Here is a 26,780-nt window from a genome sequence, read left to right as displayed (position 1 = left end):
CGGGGGTGCGTCAGGAGCGCGCGCCGCGCCGGTTGCGCACCAGCACGGTGGCGCTGCCGCCGACCAGCAGCAGACCGGCCGCGGTGGCCAGCAGCGGGACCACCGGGGTCTCCGAACCGGTGGCGGCCAGCACGCCGCCCGCACCGCCCGCACCGGCCAGGCCGCCGCCGGTGGTCAGCGAGGCGCCGCCGACCGTGCCGGTGCCCGAACCCTGGCCTCCGGCAGGCTGGTTGGCGCCACCGGCACCGGCACCGGCACCGGACCCGGCGGTCGGCGGGGTGGCCGGCAGCTTGGCGTCCTTGTCGAACGCCAGGGTGGCGCTGACCGGGTCCAGGGCCGTGCCCGCCGGGTAGTTGGAGAACACCGGGACACCCTCGGCGGTGAGCGTGGCCGGGACGCCGGAGAGCGTCACCACGCCGTTGACCGGCTTCAGGGCGGAGGCGGGCACGTCCAGCTTGGCGATCCGCGCGCCGCTCAGCGACGTCGCCTTGCCGTCGGGGGACTTGCCGTTCACGTCGGCGGTCAGGAAGGCGCCGCCCTGGTCGATCGTCAGGCCCAGCTTGGAGAGCGTGGTGTCGAGCGCCCAGCCGTCCTTGCCGGGGTGGCCGAGGAAGCGGACCGAGCCGTCGAAGGCGGCGGTCAGCGAGTGGTCGGCGGTGTTGTAGCCGCCGGTGGCGCCGCCGAAGCGGTAGTCGGCCGCGCCGCCGCCGAACTCGACCTTGCCGCTCGCCATCGGGGTGGCCAGGTACGCGCGGAAGCTCTCCTTGACCGTCCAGTCGAGGGTCCCGTTCAGCACGGGCAGCCGACCGGGGGCGCCGGTGGGCGCCGGGGTCCCGGTCGCGGACGGGGTGGCGCTCGTGGACGGCGAGGCGGTGGCACTCGGCGACTGCGTCGCGGACGGCGTCGAGGTGGCCGACGGCGTGGCGGAGGGCGTGGCCGTCGGCGTGCCGGTGGCGGACGGCGAGGCGGTCGGCGTGCCCGTGGCGGACGGCGTCGACGTCGGGGTCGGGGCCGTCGGCGAAGCGGTGGCGGTCGCCGTGGCGGTCGGCGACGGCGTCGCCGGGCTCTGCTTCAGCAGCAGCGACAGCGGGTCCATGTCCGCCCCGGCCGCGTAGAAGCCCGCGAAGGCCTTGGCGCCCTGCTCGGTCAGCTTCGCCGCCGTCGGCACCCCGGTGGTGGTGTCCCGCCCGACGGTGAACGTCACCAGCGGCACGTCGTCCCGTCGGGTGACCTCGGTGGCGCCCATCGACTCCTTGGAAGCGGTGTCGGCGGTGAGCGTGCCGGTCGTCCCGGCGGTGGTGACCTTGAGGTCGCTGAGGGCGACGTCCAGCGCGCCGTGGTGGGCGGTGAAGCGGACCCCGCCGGTGAAGGAGGAGCTCAGCGCGTGGGTGGCGAGGTCGTACGTGGCGTTCGCCAGGCCGAAGTGGAAGGTGCCGTCGGCGTTGGTGGTGGCGCCGCCGGTCAGTTCGATGGCGCCGCCCTGGGAGGCCGGGCCGCTGACGTAGCTGCGGAAGCTGGCCTTCACGCCCCAGTCCAGCGAGCCGGTGTCGTACGTGACGCTGCCGGGACCACCCGCGCCGAAGGCCAGTGCGGGGGCGCCGAGGGCGGTCAGGCCGAGGCCGGCGGTGGCGGCCGCGAGGGCGGCCAGCCGGGTGCGGTTGCGGGACATGGTGGGTACTCCGTTCGGATGGGGCGGGGGGAGGGAGCGGGGGGACGCTCCGGGGTGTCAGGCCGCGTCGCCGGGGCCCGGCGCGGCACCGGGGCCGCCGTCGGCGCCCGCGCCCGACGCGGCGGCCGCGCGGCGGCGCCGGACGAGCAGGCCGCCGGTCACGGCGAGCGCGGCCACCAGCACGGCGCCGCCGGCCACGGCCGCCACCGGGAAGCCGCCCGGGGAGGAGGCGGCGGCGACGGGCGCGGCGGAGGGGCCGGTGGCGGGGGTCGCGGTGGCGCTCGGCGCGGTGGCCGGGGCGCTGCCGAGGTCGGGCAGCGGGGGCAGCGCGGCGGCCGGGTCGAGCGCGACGGCGAAGCTCAGCGGGTCCATCTCGGTGCCGGCCGGGTAGAGGCCGCCGAAGGCCTTGGCGCCGCCCTCGGTGAGCTTCAGCGGCACCTCGACGGCCTTCAGCAGGCCGCCCTCGGGCTTGAGGCCGGCCGGGTCGAAGGCGGCCAGCTCGACGCCGGTGAGCTGCTGGGTGGCGCCGTCCGGGGTCCGGCCGGAGACGTCCGCGACCAGTCGGCCCTGGCCTCCGGCCACGGTGACGCCCGGGTTGGCGAGGGTGAGGTCCAGGCCGTAGGTGTCGCCGCTGCGCAGGCCGGTGAAGCGCACGGTGCCGGTGAAGGCAGCGGTGAGGTCGCCGTTGGCGGGGTCGTAGCCGCCCTTGGCCGGGGTCCAGCGGAAGTAGGCGCCGCCGTCCGCCGCGCCGGCGCCGAGTTCCCAGCGGCCCTGGGCGATCGCGCCGGTGACGTAGTCGCGGAAGGTGCGGCGCACGCCCCAGTCGAGGGCGCCGTTCGCGAACTCGGTCCGGGCGGGGGCCTGGGCGACGGGCGGGGCGGTCGGGGTCTCCGCGGTCGGGGTCTCCGCGGTCGCCGACGGCGTCGGCACGGCGGCCGCCGAGGGGGTGGCCGCGGCGGTCGGCGACGGGGTCGACGAAGTCGGCTGCGCGGCGGGCAGGTTGACCGAGAGGGTGAGCGGGTCCAGGGCCGTCCCGGCGGGGTAGAAGTTGCCGAAGGCCTTGGCCCCGGCGTCGGTGAGGGTGCCCGGCACGTTGCTGAGCGTCAGGGTGCCGGCCGCGCCGCGCAGGTCGACGCCGGCCAGTGAGAGCTCGGCCAGTTTGGCCTGGCTCGCGCTGCTGACCTGCCCGGTGTCCTTGGACTTGCTGCTGACGTCGGCGTACAGCCCGGCCGCGCCGCCCTGGACGGCCCGGACGGTGAGCCGGCCGAGGCTCAGGTCGAGCGCGTTGGCGCCGTTCTCCTGGTGCCCGGTGAACCGGACCCCGCCGGAGAAGGCGGCGGTCAGCGCACCGGTCGCCGGGTCGTAGCCGCCGGTCGCGGAGTGGAACCGGAAGGTGCTGCCGCCGACCGTGGCCGCGCCGCCGTTGAGCGTCCAACTCCCCTTGGCGATGGGCCCGGTGATGTATGTCAGGAAGGACTGCTTGATGCCCCAGTCCAGCCGTCCGCCGGCGACCTTGCCCTCCGCCGCGTGCGCCGGGCCGGGCGACAGGCCCACCGCCAGCAGGGCGGCGAGGGCGGCCACCAGGGTGGCGGCCAGACGGCGGAGCCGGCTGGACAGGGGCACGGCGGATCACTCCTCGGCGGGGTGCGGTCAGTGGCGGTGAAGGACGCGGCAAGGGAGGGGTCGGGCGTGGCGCCGACCCCCTTGCGGAACTCAGGTAAGGCTAACCTAATATATGAGTCAAGAGTCCCGCCGCGACCCCTCCACCAGGACCGGAGCGGCGACAACTCCCAGTGAAGGGAAGCACGTTGAGCAGCAGTACGATCCGAACCGGGGCGGCCCGCGGGCCCGCCCTCCTGCTGCTCGCCCTCGGCCTGCTGCTCGCCCTCGGCCTGCTGCTCGCCCTCACCGCCTGCGGCCCGTCCGGCACCGCCGGCGGAGCAGACGCGGCGAGCTCCTCCCGGGCCCCCGACGCGGTCGAACCGCTGCCCGTCGAACCCGTCCCGCAGCTCCCGGCCACCACCGCCTCCGCCGACGGCCGCCAGGTCACCGTCACCAGCGCCGAGCGGATCATCCCGCTCAACGGCAGCCTCTCCGAGCTGGTGTTCAGCCTCGGCCTCGGCCCCAAGGTGGTCGCCCGGGACGTCTCCACCACCTTCCAGCAGGCCGCCGCCCTGCCGGTGATCACCCAGGCCCACGACGTGTCCGCCGAGGGCGTGCTGTCGCTGCACCCCACCGTCGTCCTCGCCGACCGCTCCACCGGCCCGGCCGAGGCCATCGCGCAGATCCGCGCGGCCGGCGTCCCGCTGCTCGTCCTGGACGACGCCAAGCGGCTCGCCGACGTCGGCCCGCGCATCGACACCGTCGCCGCCGCCCTCGGAGTCCCGGACGCCGGACGGCAGTTGAAGGAACGCACCGAACAGCGGATCGACGAGGCCAGGGCCGCCGCCCCGGCCGCCGCCCGCCACCCCAAGGTCGCCTTCCTCTACCTGCGCGGCAGCGCCTCCGTCTACCTGCTCGGCGGGCCCGCCTCCGGCGCCGGCTCGCTGATCGAGGCGGTCGGCGGCCAGGACGCCGGCACCGCCGCCGGCCTCACCGGCGACTTCACCCCGCTCACCAGCGAGGCCCTGGTCAAGGCCGCGCCCGACGCCATCCTCGTGATGAGCAAGGGCCTGGACTCGGTCGGCGGCGTCGACGGCCTGCTCAAGCTGCCCGGCGTCGCCCAGACCCCGGCCGGCCTCGACCGCCGGATCGTCTCGATCGAGGACGGCCAACTGCTCAGCTACGGCCCGCGCACCCCCCAGGTGCTCCGCGAGATCGCCGCCCAGCTCTACCCGGCGGACGCCAAGTGACCACCGCCGTACGGGCGAAGACCGCGCCCGCCGTCAGCAGGACCACCCTGATCACCGCCGGGCTCGCCGCCGCCCTGGTGCTCTGCGCCCTGCTCGCCGCCGGCATCGGCGCCTACCGCATCCCGCTCGGCGACATCCTGGCCTCCGCCGCCCACCGGCTCGGCCTCGGCGGGCACGCCCTGGACCGGGTGCCCGAGTCGGTGCTGTGGAACGTCCGGCTCCCCCGGGTGGTGCTCGCCCTGCTCGTCGGCGGCTCGCTCGGCTGCGCCGGGGCGCTGATGCAGGGCGTGTTCGGCAACCCGCTGGCCGAGCCCGCCGTGATCGGCGTCTCCTCGGGCGGCGCGGTCGGCGCGGTGGCCTGCATCGTGCTCGGCCTGGACGCCCTCGGCAGCTGGACGATCACCGCCTTCGCCTTCGCCAGCGGCCTGCTGACCGTCTTCGCGGTGTACCTGATGGCCCGCTCCGGCGGCCGCACCGAGGTGGTCACGCTGATCCTCACCGGGGTCGCCGTGAACGCCTTCTGCGGCGCGCTGATCGGGATCTTCCTGTTCACCGCCGACTCCGCCGCGATCAGCCAGGTCACCTTCTGGCAACTCGGCTCGCTCTCCCAGGCCACCTGGGGCAAGGTGCTCGCCGTCCTGCCGTTCGCCGCCGTCGGCCTGGCCGTCGCCCCGCTGTACGCCCGCAAGCTGGACCTGCTGGCCCTCGGCGAACGCCCGGCCCGCCACCTCGGGGTGGACGTCGAGCGGATGCGGCTGGTGCTGATCACCGTCGTCGCGCTGCTCACCGCCGCGGCCGTCGCGGTCAGCGGCATCATCGGCTTCGTCGGGCTGGTCGTCCCGCACCTGCTGCGGATGCTGGCCGGGCCCGGCCACCGCTTCCTGCTGCCCGCCTCGGCGCTCGGCGGCGCGCTGGTCCTGGTGGCCGCCGACCTCGCCGCCCGCACCGTCGCCGAGCCGGCCGAGCTGCCGCTCGGGGTGCTCACCGCACTGATCGGCAGTCCGTTCTTCTTCTGGCTGCTGCGCCGGACCAGGAGTCGGCAGGGAGGCTGGGCATGAGATTGCGAACCCCCCGGCAGGTGCCCGAACGGCCCCTGCCCGGAACCGAGTTGCTGACCGCCGAGACCGTCCGGCTGACCATCGGCGGGCGCGCCCTGCTGGACGGCGCGTCGGTGCGGGTCGCCGCCGGAGAGGTGGTCGCGCTGCTCGGGCCGAACGGCGCCGGCAAGTCCACCCTGCTGTCCGTCCTGGCCGGCGACGTCCGGCCGGACGGCGGCGAGGTCCGGCTGCGCGGCCGCCCGCTGGCCGGCTACGGCGCCGCCGAGCTCGCCCTGCACCGCGCGCTGCTGCCGCAGTCCGCCGCGCTGTCCTTCCCGTTCCCCGCCGACGAGGTGGTCCGGATGGGCCGCGCCCCCTGGACCGGCACGGCGTCCGCCGCCGAGGACGAGGCCGTGGTCGCCGAGGCGATGGCCGCCACCGAGTCCGCCGCCTTCGCCGGGCGCCCGTTCACCGCGCTGTCCGGCGGCGAGCGGGCCCGGGTGGCACTGGCCCGGGTGCTGGCCCAGCGCGCGTCGCTGCTGCTCCTGGACGAGCCGACCGCCGCCCTGGACCTGCGCCACCAGGAGCTGGTGCTGCGGGTCGCCAGGGAGCGCGCCGCCGCCGGGGACGGCGTGGTCGTGGTGCTGCACGACCTGTCCCTGGCGGCGGCCTACGCGGACCGGGTGGTACTGCTGAACGCCGGGGCGACGGTCGCGGACGGGCCGGTCGCCGAGGTGCTGCGCGCCCCGCTGCTCAGCGAGGTGTACGGCCACCCGGTCGAGGTGCTGGCGCACCCGCGCACCGGGGTGCCGCTGGTGCTGCCCGAACGCTGACCGGGCGCGGGGCCGGCGCGGCGGGGCTGCGGACGGGCCTGGGCGGGCCGCGGAAGCGGGCTCAGTCCTCCAGCCGGAAGCCGAGCTTCAGCCCGACCTGGTAGTGCTTCACCCCGCCGTCCTCCAGGTGGCCCCGGACCTGCGTCACCTCGAACCAGTCGAGGTTGCGCAGCGTCCGGGAGGCCCGCTCCACCCCGTTGCGGATCGCGGCGTCGACGCTCTCGGTCGAGGATCCGACGATCTCGGTCACCCGGTACACGTGGTCAGTCATGGCGGACTCCCTCAGCTGTGCGACGGCCCCCGGTCCACCGTGCACCGCCACCGCTCCGCCCGCACGCCGACGGCCGCCTCCGGCCTCCCCGCATCCCCTGGAAGGCCGCCGGCAGGCCCCTGGCAGGCCCCGGGGAGGCCGCCGGCGCACCCCGGGGCGGCCGAGGGAGGCCGCGGAGGCCGCTAGAAGGCCGCCCGCACCTGCCCGACCGGGGCACCGCCGCCCAGCAGCGGGGCCGCCCCGATCCGCTCGACGGTCTCGTCCGCGCCGGTCACCCCGAGCCGGCGCAGCGCGGCCGCCAGCACCGGGCCGCGGGCCCGCTCGCCGCCGTCGTCGATCTTGAAGGCGAGCGCCCGCCCGTCCGGCAGCGCCACCACCTGGACGGCCTCGGCGCCCATCTTGGACAGCGCGCCGGGGACGGCCCGCATCAGCCAGGTGTCGGCCCGGCGGGTGCCGGCCACGTACTCGGGGTGGGCGCGCATCGCGTCGGCCACCCGGCGGGGCGCCGTGCCCTCGGCGGCCAGCACCAGGCCGCGGTAGCCGCGTGCCAGGCCGGTCAGCGTGACGGCCAGCAGCGGCGCGCCGCAGCCGTCCACCCCGGCGTGCGTGGCGGTCTCGCCGGTGCCCTCCTCCAGGGCCTCACGGGCCAGCCGCTGGATCGGGTGCCCGGGGTCGAGGTAGCTCGCGGTGTCCCAGCCGTTGGCGACGCAGGCGGCCAGCCAGCCGGCGTGCTTGCCGGAGCAGTCCATCAGGACGGGGGCGCGGCGGCCGCCGGAACCGAGCAGCAGTTCCGCCTCGGTCTCGTCGAGCGGGAGGTCGGCCGGGGTGCGCAGGGCGGACTCGTCGAGCCCCGCGGAGCTCAGGATGGTCCGGACACCGTCGAGGTGAAACGATTCCGCGGAGTGGCTGGAGGCGGCCAGCGCCAGCAGTTCGCCCTCGATCGCCAGCCCGGCCCGCAGCGTGGCCACCGCCTGGAACGGCTTGGCGGTCGACCGGGGGAAGACCGGCGCGTCGGGGTCGCCGAGCGCGAACTCCACCGAGCCGTCGGCGGCGAGCAGCACCAGGGAGCCGTGGTGGCGGCCCTCGGTGAAGCCCGAGCGTATGACCTCGGCGAGGACGACGGGCGGGGTGGCGGACTGGGACATGGCGGGAGCCTTCCGGGGGTGAGGGTGGACCGGGGGGCGAGCCGGGCCCCGCCCGCCCGTGGTACCTCACCCGGTCAGAGCGGCCCCCCTGCGAGCAGGTCCTCGACCCGTGCTTCCCCATCACGGTACCTGCGGGTGATCTCCGCGCTGCAACCGTCGGCCGTCCGCAGCAGCCGCTGCCGCCGCCCGGACACCTCGCGCTCGTGCGCGCGCAGCCGCTCCAGCGCGGCCAGCAGCTCCTCCGCCGGGTGCGCGGCCAGGTCGGCGAGCTGGACGTCCCCCATCAGTTCGGCCGCCTCCAGCTGGGACTCGTGGCCGCGCGGCGGCCCGAGCGTGACGTGCCGGGCCGAGCGCCGCACGGTGGAGGGCGCGTCGGTCAGGATGGCCGGGAGGCGGTCCAGCAGGTCGCCGGGGGGCCCGTCGGCGCCGCCCGCCCCGGCCGGCCCGCCCGCCCCGGCCGGCCCGGCCGCCCGGACCGGACCGCCGGGCCGGCGGTCGAGTTCGGCGCGCAGGATGTCCATCCGCCCGTGCAGCAGCCGCCGCAGGTAGGAGAGGTCGGCCTCCTGCTCCAGGGTCTCCCGGCGCAGGATCCGCAGCTGGTCCAGGCCCAGCCGCTCCAGATCGGGCTCTATCGCCGTGCCCAGGGCCCCGGCGCCCCCGGCGACCTCCGCCACGTGCCCGGACCGGTCCCACGCCGCGCTGCTCGCGTCCATCAACCAACCCACCTGCCGTCGTCCGATCCCGCCCGCTCGCGGCACTGCGTCCCTGCCGCCGGTCCGGCCCGTCCCCCGACGGGCTCACGCGTCCCGTCCGTTGGCACGCCCGGCCGCCCCCGAAGGTTCCGGTTCCCGGCCGGAACCACCCACCGGGGCGATGCCGCCAGAACGCCTGACCTACGGGCTCGACCGCCCGGCCGAGCCCGGCCCGGTGCGGCGGACCATATGGCGCGCCGGGCCCTCCGTACGGTCCACCAGCGTGCCACCCCGCCCGGCGCGGGCGCACCGCCCGTGCACCCGAACGGCCCCCTGGCGAACGGGGGTGGCTGATATGACCGGACCTTTCCGCAGGAAGAGCGGCGCCCGACCCCGCGCAGGCGCGCACCACCCAGCGTGCACCACCTGTACACGCGCCCCTCCCGCACGCCCCGGGTGCCCGTCGGGCACGGCGCCGGGTGCCCGTCGGGCACGCTCCGGGCCTCCGGCACAATGGCGGCATGCGAGCAGTGGTGCAGCGAGTGACCGAGGCCAGGGTGACCGTGGCCGGAGAGACCGTCGGCGCGATCGAGGGGCCCGGACTCTGCGTCCTGGTCGGCGTCACCCACGAGGACACCCCGGCCAAGGCCGCCCAGCTGGCCCGCAAGCTGTGGACGCTGCGGCTGCTGCCCGCCGACGACGAGGGCGTCGAGCAGTCCTGCTCCGACCTCGGGGCCCCGCTGCTGGTGATCAGCCAGTTCACCCTCTACGGCGACGCCCGCAAGGGCCGCCGCCCGACCTGGAACGCCGCCGCCCCCGGCCCGGTCGCCGAGCCCCTGGTGGACGAGGTGGTCGCCCGACTGCGCGCGCTCGGCGCCAAGGTGGAGACGGGCCGGTTCGGCGCCGACATGCAGGTGGCTCTGGTGAACGACGGCCCGTTCACCGTCCTCGTGGAGGTCTGACCGCTGCCGGGCGCACGGGCTACTGCGGGACGATCACGTCCTGGGTGCCCGGCACCGTCCCGGCCAGCAGCACCGCGTCCACCGGGACGTTCCGCTTGACGATCGCCAGCGCGATCGGCCCCAGCTCGTGGTGGCGGGCCGAGGAGGTGACGAAGCCGAGCGGGCGCCCGTCCGGCTCCGCGGCCAGCCGCACCTGCGTCCCGTGCGGGGGCAGCGTCTCCTCGGTGCCGTCCAGGTGCAGGAAGACCAGGCGGCGCGGCGGCCGGCCCAGGTTGTGCACCCGGGCGACGGTCTCCTGTCCGCGGTAGCAGCCCTTCTGCAGGTGGACGGCGGTGCGCAGCCAGTCCACCTCGTGCGGGATGGTCCGGTGGTCGGTCTCGAAGCCCAGCCGCGGCCGGTGGCCCTCGATCCGCAGCGCCTCGTACGCCCAGACCCCCGCCGCCGGGCCGTACCCGGCGGTCAGCTTCGCCAGCTCGGCGCGCGGCACGAACAGGTCGCGCCCGTACGGGAGTTCGCGCACCGCCGCGGCGCCCTCGACGGAGGCGGTGGAGCCCGCCGGCAGGTGCACCACGGCGTACTCGGCGGTCGCGTCGGCGACCTCCACCCGGTAGAAGAACTTCATGCTCTCCAGGTAGCCCAGCAGCGCCTCCTGGGTGCCCGGCTCGACGTGCGCCCAGGTGGTGGTGCCGTCGTCGACCAGGTAGAGCGCGTGCTCGACGTGCCCGTTCGGGGAGAGCACCAGCGCCTCGGTGGCCTCCTGCGGCGCCAGCGCGCTGACGTGCTGGGTGAGCAGCAGGTGCAGCCAGGCCAGGCGGTCCTGGCCGGTGACGGTGAGCACGCCGCGGTGCGAGAGGTCCACGAAGCCCGTGCCCCGCGCGAGGTTGCGTTGCTCGCGGAAGATGTCGCCGTAGTGGGCGGCGACGCCCTCGTCGGCGCCTTCGGCGGGGACGGCTCCGGGCAGGCTCAGCAGCGGGCTCTTCATACCGGCCAGCTTACGACCGGCCGTCCGCGAGCTTGGCGGTGCAGTCGGCGCAGCGGCCGAAGATGGCGAAGTGCTTGAGGTCGGTGTCGAAGCCGTGCTGTTCGCGCAGGCTGCGGATCAGCGGCTCGGCGATCTCGGTGCCGGTCTCGGAGACCTTGTCGCAGTCCCGGCAGACCAGGTGCAGGTGGTGGTGGCGGCCGGCCAGGTGGTAGGTCGGGGCGCCGTGGCCGAGGTGGGCGTGCGAGACCAGGCCGAGTTCCTCCAGCAGCTCCAGGGTCCGGTAGACGGTGGAGATGTTGACGCCACTGGCGGTCTGCCGGACGTGGCAGAGGATCTCGTCGGGGGTGGCGTGGTCGAGGCGGTCGACGGCTTCGAGTACGAGCTGCCGCTGCGGGGTCAGCCGGTAGCCGCGTTCGCGCAGGTCGGCCTTCCAGTCGCCGGAGAGCTGCCAGTCGGTGGTGCCGGTGTCCGCCACGGTGCTGTCCCTGCCAAGGTCGGGGGTCCTGAGGCAAGTGTAGGGACCGGCCGGCGGCCGGTCCCTACCTCACGCGAAAGCCGTACCGCTCAGCGGAGCGCCGGGCTCACTTGAAGAACGCGATGCCGTCGTCCGGCAGGTCGTTGATGTCCTTGATCAGCTGGGCCGGGCTGAGCACCTTCTTCAGCTGGGCCGACATGTACGGGCGCAGCGGCACGTTCGGGGCGGCCTTCTCGCCGACCCAGAGCAGCTCCTCGTTGACGAAACCGTACAGCCGCTTGCCGCCCGAGTACTCCGGCGAGCCCTCGATCCGGGCGACCGCGTCCGTGGAGACGTCGATCTGCGGCTTGCCGTCGGCCAGCTCGCCGTACCAGATCTCCACGGTGCCGTCGTCGCGGACGGACGAGATCTCGATCCCGCGGACGCCGCTGGTGCCGTCGTGGTTGCTGGTGATGCGCCAGAACGCGTGCTCGTTCTCCAGCGGGCGGACCTTCTCGCCCTCGTTGTCCAGCACCCAGGTGCGGGAGCGGAACTCCAGGAAGGGCCGGCCGTCGTGCCGGATCACGATCTCCTGGCCGAAGTTGCACTTCTCGGTGCCAGGGCCCTCTTCATCTGGCAACGGGGCATAGACGCCCGCGCCCTCCCAGGTGCCGAGGAGGAAGGCGAGCGGGACGACGTCCTTGTGGAGGTCAGAGGGGATCTCGATCATGTTCCTGGTCGCTGTCGTCGTCGGTGTGGGCTGCCTCAACCGTACGGCAGGATCAGCGCTGGCCCTGGTAGAGCTTCATCACCGAGAAGATGGCGAACCAGGTGATCAGCACGGCCATGAGGGCCAGCAGACCGTCGAAGAAGATTTCCAGACCGGACACGGGTGGCTCCCAGGCGGCGACAGTGTGGTGGATTTTGCTGCCGCTCACTCTATCCGCCGGTCATCGACCGGTCGCGGTGAGCCCCACCACGTCATCGTTCGCGCCGATTCTCCTCCGCCGTCCAAGGTTTCCCCAAGGGATCCCGGGATGACGGCGAGCGGGGGCCGCGAGCCCTCTAAGGTGGCGCCATGTCGAAGAAACTCGTCATCAAGGTCACCGCCGGGGCCGATGCGCCGGAGCGGTGTTCGCAGGCGTTCACCGTCGCGGCGGTGGCCGTCGCCAGCGGGATCGAGGTCTCGCTCTGGCTGACCGGGGAGTCCTCCTGGTTCGCCCTGCCGGGGCGGGCGGCGGAGTTCGAACTGCCGCACGCGGCACCGCTTCCGGACCTGCTGGAGGCGATCCTCGCGAGCGGCTCGGTGACGCTGTGCACCCAGTGTGCGGCCCGCCGGGGGATCGTGCAGCAGGACACCGTCGAGGGCGTCCGGATCGCGGGCGCGCAGGTCTTCGTCAGCGAGATCATGGCGGACAACGTCCAGGCACTCGTCTACTGACGGCTACGGGTGCTCCTCGTGGTCGGGGCGGTCCCGGTCGTGGCCGGGCTCGTCCCACTTCGGGTCGTCCCAGCGCGGGTCGTTCCACCAGTCGTCGTCCGGGTCCCGCTTGTTGGCGAACACGGCGGCGACCGGCGGGATCACCATCGCGACCACGCACATGCCGATGGCGGCGGGCACGGAGAAGAACCTCACCACGCCCCAGGCCAGCACGAACAGGCCCAGGCAGACGCCCATCAGGGCGAAGTAGTAATGCCGCCGCCGCCTTGTCTGCACGTCTCCACGGTACGACCGAGGGCCCTGCCGCGGCAGGGCCCTCGGTGTACTCCGCCCGTGGACCAGGCGGATCGGGTGGTTCGGGTGGCTCAGGTGGAACGGGCGGATCGGGTACCGATCAGACCGCGATCGCGACCTCGACGGCGGCGCCCTGGGAGGCCACCACCTGACGGTCCACGGTCTGGCCCGGCACCAGCGCGCGCAGGGTCCACTTGCCCGGGCGGGCGAAGAACCGGAACTGGCCGGTCGCCGAGGTGGGCACCTCGGCCGTGAACTCGCCCCCCTCGTCGAGCAGCCGGACGTAGCCGTTGACCGGCTCACCGTCGCGGGTCACCGAACCCTGGATGATCGTCTCGTTCGCCACGTCAACTCCTGCCAGGTCCGGGCCGCCGGCCTTCGCACCGCACATGTCTTGTCTTCCCTTCTGACGACGGTCGAGCCGCGGGCTCAGTTGCTGCCGAGCTCGATCGGCACGCCGACGAGGCTGCCGTACTCGGTCCACGAACCGTCGTAGTTCTTGACGTTCTCCTGGCCGAGCAGCTCGTGCAGGACGAACCAGGTGAGCGCGGAGCGCTCGCCGATGCGGCAGTAGGCGATGGTGTCCTTCGCCAGGTCGATGCCCTCGGCCTCGTACAGCGCCTTGAGCTCGTCGTCGCTCTTGAAGGTGCCGTCGTCGTTGGCGTTCTTGGCCCACGGGATGTTGCGGGCGCTCGGCACGTGGCCGGGGCGCTGCGACTGCTCCTGCGGGAGGTGCGCCGGGGCGAGCAGCTTGCCGGAGAACTCGTCGGGCGAACGGACGTCGACCAGGTTGAGCTGGCCGATGGCCGCGAGCACGTCGTCGCGGAAGGCGCGGATCGAGGAATCGGCGGCCTGCGCCCGGTACTCGGTGGCCTCGCGGGCCGGCACCTCGGCGACCAGGTCGCGGGAGTCCAGCTCCCACTTCTTGCGGCCGCCGTCCAGCAGGCGGACGTCACCGTGGCCGTACAGCTTGAAGTACCAGTAGGCGTACGAGGCGAACCAGTTGTTGTTGCCGCCGTAGAGCACGACGGTGTCGTCGTTGGCGATGCCCTTGGCGCTGAGCAGCGCGTCGAAGCCGGCCTGGTCGATGAAGTCGCGGCGGACCGGGTCCTGGAGGTCCTGCTTCCAGTCGATCCGGACGGCGTTGCGGATGTGGTTCTTGTCGTACGCGGAGGTGTCCTCGTCGACCTCGACGATGACGACCTTCGGGTCGTCCAGGTGGGCCTGGACCCAGTCGGCGTCGACCAGGACGTCGCTGCGGCTCATGGTGGTGTTCTCCATCCGAGGGCGGTGTGCGGAAGGTTCTGCTCGGGAGGTGCTGCTGGGTGCCCGGGCGACTGCGGTCCGAATTCCTGTCCGAATACTGGGACGGGGGTGGCGGTCCGGGCCGACCGGCGGGGAGCTGCGGGGTGCGGCGGCGACGGCCGGCCGGGGTGGCCGGGCAAGGTCACCGGGAAAATCGGCGGCGGGCTTCAACTGCCCAGCCAAAACGCCGAGTTAGCGCATTCGACACAGACAGGCGGCCACGCGGCACAGGTCGACCGCCCGCCGCTTCGTGAGATCCGTCTGTCGCTTCATGTCGACGATGCTAGGGACACCGGAGGCCCGCTGTCATCAGCGTACCGAATGTCGAGACTGAATAGCCCGAATACCGAGATTTGACCCTTTCATGGCCTGCGGGGCCGCCGTCCCGCCCGAGGCCGGCGGCCCCGGGCGGCCCACAACGGGCGGAAACGACACCGCTCCGCGAGAGGCACCGGACGGCGCGTCTCGCGGAGCGGAACGCAGGAGACGGAAGAAATGGAAGGAACGGAGGGAGGGAGCGGGGGGGAGGGAACGGGGGGAGGGAACGGCACGGGAGCGGAAGTGACCGGCCGGTCAGCCCAGCAGGTTGACGCCCTTGCCCTCGAAGGTCAGCTGCAGGCCCTCCGGCAGCGGCGTCGCCCCGTCCTTGTCGGCCAGTTTCAGCCCGGCCGGGAGCGAGTCGAGGGTGAAGCTCATCGGCTTCAGCCGCTGGTCGGTGACCCCGGCGAACATCCCGGCCAGCGCGCTGAGCTGGAAGCCGTCCGCGGTGACGGTGCTCCCGCTGCTGTGCACCGAGCCCTCGCCGACCGCGACCGGCCCCAGCGCGGCCTTGATCTTGCCCGGCCCGCCGTACGACAGGGCCAGCCGGGTGTTGCCGCCCACCGGCAGCTTGCCCGCCCCCGACATCAGCTGGGAGGCCGGCGGCAGCAGCTGCGCGAGGTCCGCGTACGAGATCAGGCCGCTGCCGGTGCCGCTGTCCACCGTGGCGCTCCTCAGGCTGTCGCTCACCGTGACGCCGGACAGCCGGGCCTTGAAGGAGCGCAGCGCCACCTGGCGGCCGCCGTCACCGACGGTCAGGCCGTCGGAGGAGATCCGGACGTCGTCCAGCTTCATCGACAGCGCCTGGGTGAGGAACGGGAAGCCCTCGATCGAGATGTCCGGCCGCTGGCTCATCCGGCCGCTGCTCACCATCCGGTCGGCGGCCTGGTCCTCGGCCACCCCGACCGCGATCCGGTCGGCACCGACCAGCAGGCCGGAGAGCACCACCAGGCCGATCGTCGCCTTCAGCCATCCGCGCATCGCACTCCCCGTCGTCGCCGGTCGCCGTCGTCGTTCGCTGTCCTCGTCCGGTGTTCCTCGCCCGGCGTTCCCTGCCCGGCGTTCCATGGCGGCCCCGGCCAAGGCCGTTCCCGCCCGACCGTACGACGTCCCGCCCCGGAGCATGGTTCCGGAGCGGGACTCGCCGTCGTCGGCCGGGTGTCAGCCGGCCAGCAGGTCCGTGGCGATCCAGATCAGCGGCGAGGCCACCGCCAGCGGCAGCGCCACGCCCGCCGTCATGTGCACGAACCGGGACGGGAAGTCGTACGCCGCGACCCGTCGGCCGACCAGCGCACCCAGCCCCGCCAGCACCCCCAGCGCCGGCGGCGCGCCCACCAGCAGACCCAGCAGCACCGCCGCCGCCAGGCCCAGCACCGGGCCCAGCAGCTTCGGGCCGGGCAACGGCGCCGCCGCCAGCACGGTGGCCAGCGCGACCGCGCCCACCCCGGCCGGCACCCAGTCGGCCACCAGCAGCGAGGTGCACAGCGCCGTCACCACCGTGGCCGAGCCGAGCACCGTCAGCGCGTAGAACCGCTCCTTCGGGTCCGAGGGACGGAACGTCTGCAGCACCAGGACCAGCAGGAAGAACCCGCCCAGCGTGCCGACCACCGCCGCCACGCTGCCCTCGGAGTCCGCCAGCAGCACCGCCGCGTCCGCGGTCAGCCCGGCCAGCGCGGCGAGCGCGATGCCCTGGCGGGCCGGCCACATCCCGTTCAGCCGGAACCAGCCGGCCGCCGTCAGCACCTGGAGCAGCGCCACCACCAGTGCCAGCGCCACCTGCCCGAGCGCGGCGCCGCCGGCCAGCAGCGCGGCCACGCCGGCGGTGATCAGCGCGGGCTGAAGGCCCGGATCGATGATCGGCGAACCGGTCCGGCCGCGCGGGCCGGCGGGCGGTGCCACCGGCGCGGGCCGCGCCGGGACGGCCGCGTACGGCGGCGCGGCCGGGGCGCCCGCCGGGCCGCCGGGGGCGACCGGGCGCTTGAGCGTCATGGTCGGCGAGTCGAGGGCGGGCGCTCCCTGCCCCTGCTGCGGGGGCGCCGTCGGCGGGGCCGCCTGCCGCGGGACCGGTGCCGGAGCGGCGTGCCGGGCCTGCGGCGGCGCGGCATGCCGTGCCGCCGGCGGCGGCGGGGCGGGCGTCCAGGCCGGCGGAGCGGTCGGCATCGCGCCGGACACGACCACCGGCGGCAGCAGCGTCGTCGCGGCCGCGTCGTCCATCGGGGGCACGGGCGGCAGCAGCGTGGTGGCCGCGTCGTCCATCGGCGGCACGGGCGGCAGCAGCGTGGTCGCCGTGGCGTCGTCCAGCGCGGGGACGGGCGGCAGCAGCGTGGTCGCCGCGTCATCCATCGGCGGCTGCCCGTACCCCGGGTAGCCGTACGGCGGCTGCTGCCCCGGCTGCGGCGCCTGGGCCTGCGGGTACGGCGGCTGCGGGTACGGGGGGTGGGGCTGCTGCTGCGGATGCCGGTAGGGCGGCTGGGGCGGCGGGGGCTGCTGCGGCCACTCGCCGTAGCCGCCCTGGTTCGCGTTGTTCATGTCCGTCACGCCGCTCAGCCTCCCGCGAACGGGGGCAGCACCTCGACCGTGCCGCCCTCGGTGAGGGGCACGGCCGTGTGGTCCCGGCCGCCGACCTGGGAGCCGTCGACCAGGTAGGAGCAGTGCCCGAGCAACTGGACGAGCTTCGGCCGGTCCGCGTGCCGCCGCCTGGCCTGTGCCAGCGCCTCCGCCAGGGTCACCGCCTCGTACGGCTCCTCGGCCAGCCCGGCCTCGGACTTCGCGGCCGCCCAGTAGCGGATCGTCCCGCGCACCCGGGCGCCGCTCGCGGGCTCCGTGGTCGCACCCATCGGGCCACCCCTTCTCGTCGTCCTCGCCCGGCCCCGGTGCCCCGGTCCGGCTCGCCACCGGGCCGCCCGACCACCCGAAAGATGGACTCGCACGGCGCCGCCGATGTGCGTCCCATGATGGCGTGTCCGCCGCCACGAGGGGCAATCGCCCTGGCCGAGGGGGCCCGGAGGACGGCTCGAAGCTGTGTCCAGGCTCACCCGGCGCGCGCCCGGATTGGGCGAACCGCCGGATTCGAGCCCTCCCGGCGCGGAGGGCCGTCGGCTATTCTCGACGTCCAAGAGGGATCCGGGCAGAGTCGCCCCCGGGTCCTTTTGTGCTTTCAGGACGCCAGTACGGACATTCTTGCGATTCGTCGGCCCACCCCCGGCGCGTCGCGGGAACCGCCCCGCCCCACGCGGCACGACGACGTGCCCCGGCCGGCCGGGGTGTCCACCCGGCACCCGGGCCGCCGCCCGGGACCGGAACAAACCGGAGGGTTCGCGGGATGAACAGGGCAGAAACGGTGCGCCAGGGGTTGCGGGACCCTCGGCGCGTGCGCCGTCGCGTCCTGCGCACCGGCCGGTCCTCCGGCGCTCCTCGGGCGTCCGTCCTCCTCCCCCCGCCCTCAGCACGTGCGCCATCCGGCTGTGGCGGCAGCCGTAACGCGACCGCGACGACCCGGAAAGGGGACTACCGGGTATGAGTTCTCTCCTCCTCCTCACCAACGCTCTGCAACCCTCCGCGGAGGTGCTGCCGGCCCTCGGCCTGCTGCTGCACAACGTCCGGGTGGCCCCCGCCGAGGGATCCGCCCTGGTGGACACCCCCAGTGCGGACGTCATCCTGGTCGACGGCCGGCGCGACCTGCCGCAGATCCGCAGCCTCTGCCAGCTGCTGCGCTCCACCGGCATCGGCTGCCCGCTGATCCTGGTGGTGACCGAGGGCGGCCTCGCCGCCGTCACCGCCGAGTGGGGCATCGACGACGTCCTGCTGGACACCGCCGGCCCGGCCGAGGTCGAGGCCCGGCTGCGGCTCGCACTCGGCCGGCTCCACATCAGTACCGACGACAGCCCGATGGAGATCCGCAACGGCGACCTCTCGGTCGACGAGGCCACCTACTCCGCCAAGCTCAAGGGCCGGGCGCTCGACCTCACCTTCAAGGAGTTCGAGCTGATCAAGTACCTCGCCCAGCACCCCGGCCGGGTCTTCACCCGGGCCCAGCTGCTGCAGGAGGTCTGGGGCTACGACTACTTCGGCGGTACCCGGACGGTGGACGTGCACGTCCGACGGCTGCGCGCCAAGCTCGGCGTCGAGCACGAGCAGCTGATCGGCACCGTGCGCAACGTCGGCTACCGCTTCGTCGTCCCGGAGAAGCCGGAGAAGGGCGAGCGCCCGGAGCTCGCCCAGCGCCCCTCGGCGCCGCTGGAGGCCTGACCGGCGGCCGGGCGGGCCGACCCCGCCCGGCTTGTCCGGTTCGCTCCCCCGGCACCTGCCGAAAGCCCTGCCGGAAAGCCCCAGGTCCCACTGCCGACGCGCACGCCACACGCGTAGACTCCCCCCGTGGCCAAAGTGACGCGCGACGATGTAGCCCGGCTGGCTGGTACCTCGACCGCGGTCGTCAGCTACGTCATCAACAACGGGCCGCGCCCGGTCGCGCCCGCGACCCGGGAGAAGGTCCTCGCCGCGATCGAGCAGCTCGGCTACCGGCCGAACAGCGTCGCCCAGGCGATGGCCTCCCGCCGGACCAACCTGATCGGCATGGTCGTCCCGGACGCCCGCCAGCCCTTCTTCGCCGAGATGGCGCACGCCGTGGAACGGGCCGCCTCCGAGCGCGGCAAGCTCGTGCTGATCGGCAACTCCGACTACGTGGACGACCGCGAGGTGCACTACGTCCGGGCCTTCCTCGGCATGCGCGTCTCCGGCCTGATCCTGGTCAGCCAGGGCCCCTCGCAGCGCGCCGCCGAGGAGTTCGCCGCGATGGAGGGCGCCAAGGTCGTGCTGCTGCACCGCCGCCCCGAGGCGATCGACGACGTCGCGGTGGTCACCGACGACGTGGGCGGCGCCGAGGCCGTCGTCCGCCACCTGCTGGAGGTGCACGGGCACCCGTACGTGGCCTGCTTCGGCGGCCCGGTCGAGTCCCCCGCCCCCGGCGACCCGGTCATCGACCACGTCGAGGGCTGGCAGCGCGCCATGGACGCGCACGGCCTGCCCACCGAGCCCCACCTGATCGACGCGCCGTTCCACCGCTACGGCGCGTACGAGGTCGCGCTCGGGGTACTGCGCTCGCCGGACCGGCCGCAGGCGATCTTCTGCTCCACCGACGACCAGGCGATCGGCGTGCTGCGGGCCGCCCGCGAGGTCGGCCTGAAGGTCCCGGAGGACCTCGCGGTGGCCGGCTTCGACGACGTCCCCGAGGCCGCGCTCGCCGACCCGCCGCTGACCACCGTCGCCTCCGACCGCGATGCGATGGCCCGGGCCGCCGTGGACCTGGTGCTCGACGACTCGCTGATGGTGCCCGGATCGGACACCGAGCGGGTCCGCAAGTTCCCGTCCCGCCTGGTGATCCGCCGCTCCTGCGGCTGCGGCGGCGCCGCGGCGGTCCCGACCGGGGAAGCGGAGTAGCGCACTCCGCTCCACCCGCCGCCGCACACCGCCTGACCAGGCTTTATGAGAACCCAACGGGCTTCTCGGACCCTTCTGAGCCGGTTCTCATGCCATCCTCATCCACCAGGCGGACTTTGGTCTGCATGAGCGAACAGCAGCAGCACCACGACGAGCAGTACGGCCCGTACGAGCCCCGCGTGGTCGAGGGCACCGTCCTCGGCAGCAGCGCCGCCACGACCGCCTACGGGTACCGCGAGGACCACTCGGCCGGCGGCTTCGACTCCCCGCCCCCGCCCATGCCCCCCGAGCCGCCCACCGCCGGCCGGCCCGGCGGCCACGGCGGCCACGGCGGCCACGGCAACCGCACCCGGCGCGGCCTGCTGCGCGGGCGGCTCGCCCTGGTCACCGCCGTCGCCGCGGTCGCCGCCGTCATCGGCGGCGTCACCGGCGGGTTCGTCGCCGCCGAGCAGCACGGCTCCGCCACCCGCACCAGCACCGTCGCCAGCCCCGTCTCCGCCCGCTCCGACGGCGGAGCCGACGTGCCGGCCATCGCCGCCGCCGTCTCGCCGAGCGTCGTCCAGATCACCGTCAAGAACGGCAACGGCACCGCCACCGGCACCGGCGTCATCCTCGACACCAGCGGACGGATCCTCACCAACTACCACGTGATCGACACCGCCGCCGACGGCGGCCAGATCACCGTCACCTTCAAGGACGGCTCCACCGCCGCGGCCACCGTCACCGGCACCGACAAGTCCCTCGACGTCGCCGTGATCACCGCCGGCAGCGGCAAGAACCTCACCCCCGCCACCCTCGGCGACTCCTCCGGCGTGGCCGTCGGCGACCCCGTCGTCGCCATCGGCAACCCCGACGGCCTCACCGGCACCGTCACCTCCGGCATCATCAGCGCCGAGAACCGCGACGTCACCGTCCAGCTCGACGAGGGCACCACCAGCAGCAACGGCGGCTTCGGCTTCCCCAGCCTGCCCGGCCTGCCCAACCTGCCCGGAACGCGCGGCAACCTCCCGCAGCAGAACAGCGGCAGCACCACCACCTACAAGGCCTTCCAGACCGACGCCGCCCTCAACCCCGGCAACTCCGGCGGCCCGCTCATCAACGCCAACGGCCAGGTCATCGGCATCAACTCGGCGATGTACGCCCCCAGCGGCGCCAGCTCCACCGCCGGCGGCGGCAGCAGCAGCGCCGGCAGCGTCGGCCTCGGCTTCGCCATCCCGATCAACGACATCAAGCAGGTTCTGCCGAAACTGGAGGCCGGCCAGAACCTGTAAGACGGACAATTACCCCCGGTACTCCCAGCAGGCCCTCCACCCGACGAGAAAGGGCAGCAGCCCATGACCCCGTCCGCCGACGACCGCACCCCCGCCGAGGCCGGCCACCCCTCCGCCCGGCTCCTCGTGGTCGACGACGAACCCGCCCTCCGGGACGCCCTGGAGAGCAGCCTCGCCTTCGAGGGCTACGAGGTCGCCACCGCCACCGACGGCTACGAGGCCCTGGAATCCGTCGAACGCGACCGGCCCGACCTCGTCCTGCTGGACATCATGATGCCCCGGATGGACGGCCTCACCGCCGTCCGCCGGATGCGCTCCCGCGGCGACACCGTCCCCGTCCTGATGCTCACCGCCCGCGACGCCGTCGGCGACCGCGTCACCGGCCTGGACGTCGGCGCCGACGACTACCTCGCCAAGCCCTTCGAGCTCGACGAACTGCTCGCCCGCGTCCGCGCCCTGCTGCGCCGCAACGCCCTCGCCACCGAGGCCGCCGCCCGCGCCGCCGCCGAGGACGAGAGCGAGGTGCTGGCCTTCGGCGACCTGCGGATGAACACCGCCACCCGCGAGGTCACCCGCGCCGGCAAGCCCGTCGAACTCACCCGCACCGAGTTCATGCTGCTGGAGATGTTCCTCTCCCACCCCCGCCAGGTCCTCACCCGCGAACAGATCCTCAAGGCCGTCTGGGGCTTCGACTTCGAACCCTCCTCCAACTCCCTGGACGTCTACGTGATGTACCTGCGCCGCAAGACCGAGCAGGGCGGCATGCCCCGCCTCATCCAGACCGTACGCGGCGTCGGCTACGCCCTGCGCCCGGCCGCCGGCGCCACCACGTGACCTCCCCCACGCCCTACCCGCCCCCGCCACTGGCTCCACCCGGCGCCCCCCGCCGCCGGCGCCTCACCCACTGGCTCCGCTCCCGCTCCCTCCGCAGCCGCCTCACCTTCCTGAGCGCGGCCGCGGTCGCGGTGGCCATCGCCCTGTCGGCGCTGGCCTGCTGGTTCATCGTGGAACAGCGGATGTACGGGCTGATCCGCAGCGACCTCCAGAACATCCGGGTCCAGCTCCCCCCGATCAACATCAGCGACTGCGCGGCGACCCCCCAGGCCGCCCTCCGGAACCTCCAGGGCAACGTCCGGCAGCCCCCGGTCGGAGCCTCCGTCCCCCGGGACACCCAGTACGTCCTGCTCGGCCCGGCCCGGCCCCCGCTGGTCTGCCTGCCGATGAGCGCCAGCAAGGCGATCCTGGTCCAGACGGACGACAGCAAGGTCCTGAACCTCAAGCCCGGCCAGTCGATCATCCGGGACGGCCACTACACCAACGGCAAGCCCGCCATGGTCCTGGTGACCAGCGCCCCCTCGGAGGTCCTCGGCTATCCGACCGCACTGGTGCTGGTCGCCACCTCCACGCAGGCCGCCGAGGAATCTCTCCGGCAACTCGCCTTCATCCTCGGCGGCGTGGCCCTCGGCGGGATCATCCTCGCCGCCATCGCCGGCCGCGTGGTCGCCCGGTCCGCGCTCAAGCCCGTCGACCAACTCACCGACGCCGTCGAGCACATCGCCCGCACCGAGGAGGTCGGCACCACCATCCCCGTCCAGGGGGACGACGAGATCGCCCGGCTCTCCACCTCCTTCAACTCGATGAGCACCGCCCTCGCCAACTCCCGCGAGCGGCAGACCCGGCTGATCGCCGACGCCGGGCACGAGCTGCGCACCCCGCTCACCTCGCTGCGCACCAACGTCGACCTGCTGATCCGCAGCAACGACACGGGCCGCCCGCTGCCCGCCGCGACCAAGACCAAGCTGCTGGGCAACATGAAGGCGCAGATGCAGGAGCTCACCGTCCTGATCGGGGACCTGCTCCAGCTGTCCCGCCCGGACTCCCCCAAGCCGGTCCACAACCCCACCGTGGTGGCCCTGCACGAGATCGCCGGACGGGCGGTCGAGCGGGCGAAGCTGCGCGGCCCGGGGCTGGTCTTCGAGACCGCGACCGACCCCTGGTTCGTGCACGGCGACGCCCCCGGGCTCGAACGCGCGGTGATCAACCTGCTGGACAACGCGGTCAAGTACAGCCCACCCGGCGGCACCATCGAAGTCCGGCTCCAGCAGGGCGTGTTGACCGTCCGCGACCACGGCCCCGGCATTCCGCCGGAGGAACTGCAGTACGTGTTCGACCGGTTCTGGCGTTCGCCGTCCTCGCGGCAGCTGCCCGGCTCCGGCCTGGGCCTGTCGATCGTCGCGCAGAGCGTCCGGGAGGCGGGCGGCGAGGTGTCGCTGGGCCCGGCCGGGGACGGCGGCCCGGGCGCGCTGGCAACCGTCCGGCTGCCCGGCGGCCCCACCCCCGAATAGGGCGGGACCGCGGACAACGCAGGACGGGCGGGGCGCCCCGACAGCGCCCCGCCCGTCCCGTACCGGCTCACGGTCAGTCGATGTCGACGCCCGGGCCGATGACCTTGATCCGGTCCTGCGCCGGGGCCTTCAGCGGCGAGGCCGCCGAGCTGTGGGCGCCCAGGTAGGCCGCGAAGACGTCCAGGTCGGAGGCGCCGACGAGCTTGTCGGTGCCGGCCGCGAAGGCCGGGAAGCCGTCGCCGCCGCCGGCCAGGAACTCGTTGGCCGCGACCCGGTACTTGGCGGCCGGGTCGATCGGAGCGCCGTTCAGCCGGATCGAGTCGACGACCACCCGGTCCGCGCCGGTCTTGCGCATGTCCAGGGTGTAGCGCAGGCCCGAGGACGCCTGGAGGATCTTCGGCGCGGCCTCGTTGGAGCCGCTGACCTGCTGCTGGAGCAGCTGCACCAGCTGGGCGCCGGTCAGTGTCTTGACCTGCATCATGTTGGTGAACGGCTGGACGGTGAACGCCTCGCCGTAGGTCACCACGCCGTCGCCCTCGGCGCCGGAGGCCTTGTAGACCAGGTCGGCGCGGATGCCGCCGGGGTTCATGAAGGCGATCTGCGCCCCGCCCTTGGCGGCCGGGGCGAGCCCCTCCACCTGCGCGTCGGCGATCAGGTCGCCGAGCGGCTTCTCCAGGTCGCTGTTGCCGCGGCCGTTGATGTCCGAGGCGATGTAGCCGATCGGCCGGTTGGCGATCGGGGCGGCCAGCTTGGAGTAGTGGTCGACCAGCGCCGTCATGTCGGGCGCCTTCTCGACGGTGCGGTGCACCACGTGGTTCTCGGCCTTGACCGTCGGGCGCACGATCTCGCCGGTGGTCTTGTCCAGCTTCATGTCGATCTCGGTGTACAGCCGGCCGAAGGAGGCGGCGCTGGTGACCGAGCGCGGGACGCCGTTGGGGTCGGGGATGGTGCAGGCGTACGCGTTGTGGGTGTGGCCGGTGACGATGGCGCCGATCGACGGGTCGAGCTTCTTGGAGATGTCGACGATCGGACCGGAGATGCCCTGGCCGGCCGGGCCGCAGTCGTAGTTGTAGACGCTGCTGGCCGGGTAGCCGCCCTCGTGGATCAGCGCGACGATCGAGTTGACGCCCTTGGCCTTGAGCTCGGCGGCGTACTTGTTGATCGTGGTGACCTCGTTGGCGAACTTCAGGCCCTTGACGCCCTCGGCGGTCACGATGTTCGGCGTGCCCTCCAGGGTGACGCCGATGAAGCCGACCTTCACGCCCTGGGACTTGGTCACCCAGTAGGGGGCCAGCAGCGGCTTGCCGGTCTTCTCGTCGGTGACGTTGGCCGACAGGTAGTTGAAGTTGGCGCCCTTGAACGTGCGGCCGGGCTCGTAGCAGCCGTCGACCGGGTGGCAGCCGCCGTCCTGCATGCGCCGCAGTTCCTGCGCGCCCTCGTCGAACTCGTGGTTGCCGACCGAGGTGACGTCCAGGCCGAGCTTGTCCATCGCCTCGATGGTCGGCTCGTCGTGGAAGAGCGCCGAGGTGAGCGGGCTGGCGCCGATGATGTCGCCGGCCGCGACGGTGATCGAGTCGTCGGCCGGGATCCGCGCCTTGCGCAGCTCGGTGGCCAGGTACTCGATGCCACCGGCCGGGGTCGAGACCTCCTTGCCGGTGGCCGGGTCGATCTCCCGGATGGTGCCGGACGAGCCGGCCGGGGGCTCCAGGTTGCCGTGGAAGTCGTTGATCGCCAGCAGTTGGAGGTTGACGGTCTTGTGACGCTTGGCGTTGGCGTCGGCGGCCTGCGCGGCCGTCGGCACGGCCACCGTGCCGAACAGACCTGCGGCGGCGACGACGGCGAGCGCCGCGCGTCGGGATCTGACGGTGAGCATGAGGGTCCCCTGCACCTTGGAGGAGCGCCCGCTGTGGACTGGACCGGGCGTCTGAGCGATGTGTTGCGCCTGTGAAGCCTAGAGTCAACGCGCGTAGCTGTCAGGATGTCGAACGTAACGAGAGGATTACCTCCTGACGAACCGTCGCCGTCCGACCAGGGCCGCTGCCCCCGTCCGAGCCTCCCGGCGCCGCCTGTCCGAGCCTCCCGGCGCCGCCCTGCAGAGCCGCCCGGACCCCCGCCGGCCGCTCAGACTCCCGGCTCGGCCGCCAACTGCCGCTCGGCCCGGTCCCGTTCGGCCACCGCGTCCTCGGTCATCGCACGGTCGGTGTACACCAGCGGCCGCTCGGCCTCGGTGATGATGTGCTTGACCACCTGGACGTTGCCGTTGACGTCCCAGACCGCGATGCCCGGCGACAGGGTGGGGATGATCTCCACCGCCCAGCGCGGCAGGCCCAGCACCCGGCCGGTGGCCCGCGCCTCCTCCGCCTTCTGCATGTAGATCGTCCGGGTGGAGGCCATCTTCAGGATCGCCGACGCCTCCTTGGCCGCCGCGCCGTCCACCACGTCCGACAGGTGGTGCACCACCGCGACGAAGGAGAGCCCGAGCCGGCGGCCGAACTTCAGCAGCCGCTGGAACAGCTGCGCCACGAAGGGGCTGTTGATGATGTGCCAGGCCTCCTCGACCAGGAAGATGCGCTTCTTCCGGTCCGGCCGGATCCAGGTGTGCTCCAGCCACACGCCGACGATCGCCATCAGGATCGGCATCGCGATCGAGTTCCGGTCGATGTGCGAGAGGTCGAAGACGATCAGCGGCGCGTCCAGGTCGATGCCGTCGGTGGTCGACCCGTCGAACATGCCGCGCAGGTCGCCGTCGACCAGCCGGTCCAGCACCAGCGCCACGTCCAGGCCCCAGGACTGCACCTCGTCCACCGCCACGCCCAGCGACTCCACCGAGGACAGCTCGGGGCTGCGCAGGGTGTCGATGATGTCGTCGAGCACCGGCTGGCGGTCCGTCACCGTCGCCACCACATGGGCGTGCGCGGCCTTCAGCGCGAACCCGGCCCGCTCCTCCAGGCCCCGCCCCATCGCCACCTCGACGATGGTGCGCAGCAGCGACAGCTGGCCGGTCTGGGTGATCGCCGGGTCCAGCGGGTTGAGCTTCACCCCGCCGTCCCGGGCGGCCATCGGGTCGAGCCGGATCGACTTTATGCCCAGCGCGTTGGCGATCAGGTTCCACTCGCCGACGCCGTCCTCGCCCTGCGCGTCGAGCACCACGACCTGCCGGTCGCGGAACCTCAACTGCCGCAGCACGTACGTCTTCTCCAGCGCCGACTTGCCGTTGCCGGACTCGCCGAGCACCAGCCAGTGCGGGGCCGGCAGCTGCTGCCCGTACAGCTGGAAGGGGTCGTAGACGTACCCCTTGCCGCTGTACACCTCACGGCCGATGATCACGCCCGAGTCGCCCAGCCCCGGCGCGGCGGTGGGCAGGTAGACCGCCTGCGCCTGGCCGGTGGAGGTGCGCACCGGCAGCCGGGTGGTCTCCACCTTGCCGAACATCAGGCTGGTGAACGCCTCGGAGAGGTTGCCGAGCGCCATGT

At 73.8% G+C, this 26,780-nt stretch carries 27 protein-coding genes; 10 read left to right on the top strand and 17 right to left on the bottom strand.

Annotation, left to right across the window (positions count from 1 at the left end; genetic code table 11):
• Positions 1 to 10: 10 nt before the first annotated feature.
• Both AB0O82_RS27320 and AB0O82_RS27315 read right to left on the bottom strand, forming a co-directional pair.
• The gene (locus AB0O82_RS27320; RefSeq protein WP_363586571.1) at positions 11 to 1,669 is read right to left on the bottom strand and encodes an HtaA domain-containing protein; all 1,659 of its coding nucleotides are present in this window, start codon (positions 1,667 to 1,669) and stop codon (positions 11 to 13) included.
• A gap of 57 nt (positions 1,670 to 1,726) precedes the next feature.
• Positions 1,727 to 3,292: an HtaA domain-containing protein gene (locus tag AB0O82_RS27315; protein WP_363586569.1), complete on the bottom strand. Its 1,566-nt coding sequence runs from the start codon at positions 3,290 to 3,292 to the stop codon at positions 1,727 to 1,729.
• 269 nt (positions 3,293 to 3,561) lie between these two features.
• On the opposite strand from AB0O82_RS27315, the gene AB0O82_RS27310 reads away from it, so the two are divergent.
• The 3 genes from AB0O82_RS27310 to AB0O82_RS27300 are packed head-to-tail and all read left to right on the top strand — an operon-like array spanning position 3,562 to position 6,391.
• The gene (locus AB0O82_RS27310; RefSeq protein ID WP_363586590.1) at positions 3,562 to 4,521 is read left to right on the top strand and encodes an ABC transporter substrate-binding protein; all 960 of its coding nucleotides are present in this window, start codon (positions 3,562 to 3,564) and stop codon (positions 4,519 to 4,521) included.
• Positions 4,518 to 5,579 (top strand): iron ABC transporter permease, encoded by a 1,062-nt coding sequence (locus AB0O82_RS27305; RefSeq protein ID WP_363586567.1) that lies wholly within the window; start codon positions 4,518 to 4,520, stop codon positions 5,577 to 5,579. The genes AB0O82_RS27310 and AB0O82_RS27305 overlap by 4 nt, the downstream gene beginning before the upstream one ends.
• Positions 5,576 to 6,391: a heme ABC transporter ATP-binding protein gene (locus AB0O82_RS27300; protein WP_363586566.1), complete on the top strand. Its 816-nt coding sequence runs from the start codon at positions 5,576 to 5,578 to the stop codon at positions 6,389 to 6,391. The genes AB0O82_RS27305 and AB0O82_RS27300 overlap by 4 nt, the downstream gene beginning before the upstream one ends.
• 61 nt (positions 6,392 to 6,452) lie before the next feature.
• Here AB0O82_RS27300 and AB0O82_RS27295 read toward each other — a convergent pair whose 3' ends face one another.
• From AB0O82_RS27295 to AB0O82_RS27285, 3 genes are all read right to left on the bottom strand, one after another.
• Positions 6,453 to 6,662 carry a dodecin gene (locus AB0O82_RS27295; protein WP_063348261.1) on the bottom strand — a complete coding sequence of 70 codons (210 nt, stop codon included), beginning with the start codon at positions 6,660 to 6,662 and terminating at the stop codon, positions 6,453 to 6,455.
• Between the two features lie 182 nt (positions 6,663 to 6,844).
• On the bottom strand, positions 6,845 to 7,807 hold the full coding sequence (locus AB0O82_RS27290) for an asparaginase (RefSeq protein WP_363586565.1): 963 nt from the start codon (positions 7,805 to 7,807) through the stop codon (positions 6,845 to 6,847).
• 74 nt (positions 7,808 to 7,881) lie between these two features.
• Positions 7,882 to 8,520, bottom strand: coding sequence for an ABC transporter substrate-binding protein (locus tag AB0O82_RS27285; RefSeq protein WP_363586564.1), 639 nt, complete (start codon positions 8,518 to 8,520; stop codon positions 7,882 to 7,884).
• Positions 8,521 to 9,020: 500 nt separating this feature from the next.
• Between AB0O82_RS27285 and dtd the strand changes: the two genes are divergently transcribed.
• Positions 9,021 to 9,461 (top strand): D-aminoacyl-tRNA deacylase, encoded by a 441-nt coding sequence (dtd, locus tag AB0O82_RS27280; RefSeq protein WP_363586563.1) that lies wholly within the window; start codon positions 9,021 to 9,023, stop codon positions 9,459 to 9,461.
• A 19-nt stretch (positions 9,462 to 9,480) separates the two neighbouring features.
• Here the strand turns inward: dtd and AB0O82_RS27275 are convergent, their stop codons facing one another.
• From AB0O82_RS27275 to AB0O82_RS27265, 3 genes are all read right to left on the bottom strand, one after another.
• Positions 9,481 to 10,443: a glycine cleavage T C-terminal barrel domain-containing protein gene (locus AB0O82_RS27275; protein WP_363586562.1), complete on the bottom strand. Its 963-nt coding sequence runs from the start codon at positions 10,441 to 10,443 to the stop codon at positions 9,481 to 9,483.
• Positions 10,444 to 10,453: 10 nt separating this feature from the next.
• Positions 10,454 to 10,918, bottom strand: coding sequence for a transcriptional repressor (locus AB0O82_RS27270; RefSeq protein ID WP_363586561.1), 465 nt, complete (start codon positions 10,916 to 10,918; stop codon positions 10,454 to 10,456).
• Positions 10,919 to 11,024: 106 nt separating this feature from the next.
• Complete coding sequence (locus tag AB0O82_RS27265; RefSeq protein WP_350885173.1) at positions 11,025 to 11,627, bottom strand: FABP family protein; 603 nt, start codon at positions 11,625 to 11,627, stop codon at positions 11,025 to 11,027.
• Between the two features lie 348 nt (positions 11,628 to 11,975).
• Here AB0O82_RS27265 and AB0O82_RS27260 point away from each other — a divergent pair, with 348 nt between their 5' ends.
• Positions 11,976 to 12,338 carry a DsrE family protein gene (locus tag AB0O82_RS27260; RefSeq protein ID WP_063348267.1) on the top strand — a complete coding sequence of 121 codons (363 nt, stop codon included), beginning with the start codon at positions 11,976 to 11,978 and terminating at the stop codon, positions 12,336 to 12,338.
• A 3-nt stretch (positions 12,339 to 12,341) separates the two neighbouring features.
• On the opposite strand, the gene AB0O82_RS27255 is transcribed toward AB0O82_RS27260, so the two are convergent.
• From AB0O82_RS27255 to AB0O82_RS27225, 7 genes are all read right to left on the bottom strand, one after another.
• The gene (locus tag AB0O82_RS27255; protein WP_363586560.1) at positions 12,342 to 12,614 is read right to left on the bottom strand and encodes a DUF3099 domain-containing protein; all 273 of its coding nucleotides are present in this window, start codon (positions 12,612 to 12,614) and stop codon (positions 12,342 to 12,344) included.
• A 118-nt stretch (positions 12,615 to 12,732) separates the two neighbouring features.
• Positions 12,733 to 13,023, bottom strand: coding sequence for a DUF1416 domain-containing protein (locus AB0O82_RS27250; RefSeq protein WP_030244525.1), 291 nt, complete (start codon positions 13,021 to 13,023; stop codon positions 12,733 to 12,735).
• Positions 13,024 to 13,061: 38 nt separating this feature from the next.
• Positions 13,062 to 13,898 (bottom strand): sulfurtransferase, encoded by an 837-nt coding sequence (locus AB0O82_RS27245; protein ID WP_063351213.1) that lies wholly within the window; start codon positions 13,896 to 13,898, stop codon positions 13,062 to 13,064.
• Positions 13,899 to 14,129: 231 nt separating this feature from the next.
• On the bottom strand, positions 14,130 to 14,210 hold the full coding sequence (locus AB0O82_RS27240) for an Ms5788A family Cys-rich leader peptide (RefSeq protein WP_350517234.1): 81 nt from the start codon (positions 14,208 to 14,210) through the stop codon (positions 14,130 to 14,132).
• Positions 14,211 to 14,510: 300 nt separating this feature from the next.
• The gene (locus AB0O82_RS27235; protein ID WP_363586559.1) at positions 14,511 to 15,236 is read right to left on the bottom strand and encodes a DUF2993 domain-containing protein; all 726 of its coding nucleotides are present in this window, start codon (positions 15,234 to 15,236) and stop codon (positions 14,511 to 14,513) included.
• A 180-nt stretch (positions 15,237 to 15,416) separates the two neighbouring features.
• Positions 15,417 to 16,793: a hypothetical protein gene (locus AB0O82_RS27230; RefSeq protein ID WP_363586558.1), complete on the bottom strand. Its 1,377-nt coding sequence runs from the start codon at positions 16,791 to 16,793 to the stop codon at positions 15,417 to 15,419.
• A 5-nt stretch (positions 16,794 to 16,798) separates the two neighbouring features.
• Positions 16,799 to 17,092, bottom strand: a complete 294-nt coding sequence (locus AB0O82_RS27225) for a MoaD/ThiS family protein (RefSeq protein ID WP_363586557.1) — start codon at positions 17,090 to 17,092, stop codon at positions 16,799 to 16,801.
• Between the two features lie 679 nt (positions 17,093 to 17,771).
• Here AB0O82_RS27225 and AB0O82_RS27220 point away from each other — a divergent pair.
• The 5 genes from AB0O82_RS27220 (at position 17,772) to AB0O82_RS27200 (ending at position 23,307) form a co-directional block, all read left to right on the top strand.
• A complete protein-coding gene (locus AB0O82_RS27220) occupies positions 17,772 to 18,503 on the top strand; it encodes a response regulator transcription factor (RefSeq protein ID WP_350885162.1) in 732 nt (243 codons plus the stop codon).
• 126 nt (positions 18,504 to 18,629) lie between these two features.
• On the top strand, positions 18,630 to 19,691 hold the full coding sequence (locus tag AB0O82_RS27215) for a LacI family DNA-binding transcriptional regulator (RefSeq protein ID WP_363586556.1): 1,062 nt from the start codon (positions 18,630 to 18,632) through the stop codon (positions 19,689 to 19,691).
• Between the two features lie 125 nt (positions 19,692 to 19,816).
• A complete protein-coding gene (locus tag AB0O82_RS27210; RefSeq protein WP_363586555.1) occupies positions 19,817 to 20,962 on the top strand; it encodes a trypsin-like peptidase domain-containing protein in 1,146 nt (381 codons plus the stop codon).
• Between the two features lie 63 nt (positions 20,963 to 21,025).
• Positions 21,026 to 21,796 (top strand): response regulator transcription factor, encoded by a 771-nt coding sequence (locus AB0O82_RS27205; protein WP_363586554.1) that lies wholly within the window; start codon positions 21,026 to 21,028, stop codon positions 21,794 to 21,796.
• Positions 21,793 to 23,307 carry a HAMP domain-containing sensor histidine kinase gene (locus tag AB0O82_RS27200; RefSeq protein WP_363586553.1) on the top strand — a complete coding sequence of 505 codons (1,515 nt, stop codon included), beginning with the start codon at positions 21,793 to 21,795 and terminating at the stop codon, positions 23,305 to 23,307. Before AB0O82_RS27205 ends, AB0O82_RS27200 begins: the two co-directional genes overlap by 4 nt.
• 73 nt (positions 23,308 to 23,380) lie before the next feature.
• Here AB0O82_RS27200 and AB0O82_RS27195 read toward each other — a convergent pair whose 3' ends face one another.
• Positions 23,381 to 25,180 (bottom strand): bifunctional metallophosphatase/5'-nucleotidase, encoded by a 1,800-nt coding sequence (locus tag AB0O82_RS27195; protein WP_363586552.1) that lies wholly within the window; start codon positions 25,178 to 25,180, stop codon positions 23,381 to 23,383.
• Between the two features lie 248 nt (positions 25,181 to 25,428).
• A complete protein-coding gene (locus AB0O82_RS27190) occupies positions 25,429 to 26,778 on the bottom strand; it encodes an ATP-binding protein (protein ID WP_363586551.1) in 1,350 nt (449 codons plus the stop codon).
• Positions 26,779 to 26,780 lie beyond the last annotated feature (2 nt).

The organism is Kitasatospora sp. NPDC088264, assembly GCF_040685715.1.
Taxonomy (GTDB): Bacteria; Actinomycetota; Actinomycetes; order Streptomycetales; family Streptomycetaceae; genus Kitasatospora.
This window is presented reverse-complemented; position numbering and strand designations above follow the sequence as displayed.

Coding starts and splice junctions, on each gene's coding strand:
- AB0O82_RS27245 (WP_063351213.1), bottom strand. CDS start 13,898: ATGAGCCGCAGCGACGTCCTGGTCGACGCCGACTGGGTCCAGGCCCAC.
- AB0O82_RS27210 (WP_363586555.1), top strand. CDS start 19,817: ATGAGCGAACAGCAGCAGCACCACGACGAGCAGTACGGCCCGTACGAG.
- AB0O82_RS27300 (WP_363586566.1), top strand. CDS start 5,576: ATGAGATTGCGAACCCCCCGGCAGGTGCCCGAACGGCCCCTGCCCGGA.
- AB0O82_RS27220 (WP_350885162.1), top strand. CDS start 17,772: ATGAGTTCTCTCCTCCTCCTCACCAACGCTCTGCAACCCTCCGCGGAG.
- AB0O82_RS27285 (WP_363586564.1), bottom strand. CDS start 8,520: ATGGACGCGAGCAGCGCGGCGTGGGACCGGTCCGGGCACGTGGCGGAG.
- AB0O82_RS27225 (WP_363586557.1), bottom strand. CDS start 17,092: ATGGGTGCGACCACGGAGCCCGCGAGCGGCGCCCGGGTGCGCGGGACG.
- dtd (WP_363586563.1), top strand. CDS start 9,021: ATGCGAGCAGTGGTGCAGCGAGTGACCGAGGCCAGGGTGACCGTGGCC.
- AB0O82_RS27275 (WP_363586562.1), bottom strand. CDS start 10,443: ATGAAGAGCCCGCTGCTGAGCCTGCCCGGAGCCGTCCCCGCCGAAGGC.
- AB0O82_RS27260 (WP_063348267.1), top strand. CDS start 11,976: ATGTCGAAGAAACTCGTCATCAAGGTCACCGCCGGGGCCGATGCGCCG.
- AB0O82_RS27265 (WP_350885173.1), bottom strand. CDS start 11,627: ATGATCGAGATCCCCTCTGACCTCCACAAGGACGTCGTCCCGCTCGCC.
- AB0O82_RS27195 (WP_363586552.1), bottom strand. CDS start 25,180: ATGCTCACCGTCAGATCCCGACGCGCGGCGCTCGCCGTCGTCGCCGCC.
- AB0O82_RS27235 (WP_363586559.1), bottom strand. CDS start 15,236: ATGCGCGGATGGCTGAAGGCGACGATCGGCCTGGTGGTGCTCTCCGGC.
- AB0O82_RS27190 (WP_363586551.1), bottom strand. CDS start 26,778: ATGGCGCTCGGCAACCTCTCCGAGGCGTTCACCAGCCTGATGTTCGGC.
- AB0O82_RS27290 (WP_363586565.1), bottom strand. CDS start 7,807: ATGTCCCAGTCCGCCACCCCGCCCGTCGTCCTCGCCGAGGTCATACGC.
- AB0O82_RS27295 (WP_063348261.1), bottom strand. CDS start 6,662: ATGACTGACCACGTGTACCGGGTGACCGAGATCGTCGGATCCTCGACC.
- AB0O82_RS27240 (WP_350517234.1), bottom strand. CDS start 14,210: ATGAAGCGACAGACGGATCTCACGAAGCGGCGGGCGGTCGACCTGTGC.
- AB0O82_RS27320 (WP_363586571.1), bottom strand. CDS start 1,669: ATGTCCCGCAACCGCACCCGGCTGGCCGCCCTCGCGGCCGCCACCGCC.
- AB0O82_RS27205 (WP_363586554.1), top strand. CDS start 21,026: ATGACCCCGTCCGCCGACGACCGCACCCCCGCCGAGGCCGGCCACCCC.
- AB0O82_RS27250 (WP_030244525.1), bottom strand. CDS start 13,023: ATGTGCGGTGCGAAGGCCGGCGGCCCGGACCTGGCAGGAGTTGACGTG.